At 73.6% G+C, this 643-nt stretch carries 1 protein-coding gene; it reads left to right on the top strand.

Annotated elements, in window-relative coordinates; all coding sequences use genetic code 11:
- On the top strand, positions 1-643 hold a 643-nt coding region (locus AC1D15_RS35985; RefSeq protein ID WP_477829851.1), incomplete at both ends, for a hypothetical protein.

Here is a 643-nt window from a genome sequence, read left to right as displayed (position 1 = left end):
CTTCCGCGCCGAGCGCCACCTCGGCTTCGGCGCGGTGCTCGACGTCGCGACGCAGACGGCGCTGGCGGATGCGCTGCCCTCGGCGGCGGCAGCGTCGCCTTCCAGCTCAGCGTCCGTCAGCGCCACGCCGGTGCCCCACCTCGGCGGCCAGGTCTGGCTGATGAAGGCGAGTTCGTATGCCGAGCCGGTGGCGGTCTTCGTGCCAAAGGCTGCTCTCGGGCAATCGAGCGTGGACGTGCTGTTCCACGTGCACGGCCTGTTGCGCGGCCCCTCGCTGCCGCCGAAGCCGCCGGGCGGCTTCATCACCGCAGCACCGTTCCGCCTGGGCGCGCTGGTCGATGCCTCGACGCTGCCGATGGTGCTCATCGTGCCCGCGATGAACTGGAACGCGCCGGGCGGCGTCACGGCCGGCGGCCATCGCAATCCGCGCTGGAGCGCGCTGGCCCAGCCGGCACGGTTGAACGCGCTGATCGCCGAGGTGCTGGCCGACGTGGCACGCGTGCAAGGCCGCGGCCAGGCACCGGCGCTGAACCGCCTGGTGGTCTCGGGGCACTCGCGCGCCTACGACTTCCTGGAGCCGCTGCGCGCGCTGCACGCCGATGCGCAGGCCCACCAGGGCGCGCTCGCACAGCTGGCGCAGGTG

This window comes from Rhizobacter sp. P2_H2 (genome assembly GCF_056403375.1).
This window is presented reverse-complemented; position numbering and strand designations above follow the sequence as displayed.